The following is a 203-nucleotide window of genomic DNA, read 5'->3' as shown; positions in this document are numbered from 1 at the left end:
CCGGCCAGCTTACCCGCAGCGAGGACGACTCTCTCGTCACCCTGTGGCATTACGACAGTGCAGACCGCCTGACGCGCTGCACCGTCAGCGACGAACCGGCAGAAGAATGGCAGTACGACTCACGCGGCTGGCTTACTGAAGTCAGCCACCTCAGTGACGGCCACCGCGTTGCGGTTCACTACGGCTATGATGGTAAAGGGAGA

1 protein-coding gene is annotated in these 203 nt (G+C 61.6%); it reads left to right on the top strand.

Annotation, left to right across the window (positions count from 1 at the left end; all coding sequences use genetic code 11):
• A partial coding sequence (locus tag IM267_RS20805; protein WP_193034209.1) for a hypothetical protein occupies window positions 1-203 on the top strand: 203 nt, incomplete at both ends.

The organism is Enterobacter cloacae complex sp. P15RS (assembly GCF_014895905.1).
Taxonomy (GTDB): Bacteria; Pseudomonadota; Gammaproteobacteria; order Enterobacterales; family Enterobacteriaceae; genus Enterobacter; species Enterobacter quasihormaechei.
This window is presented reverse-complemented; position numbering and strand designations above follow the sequence as displayed.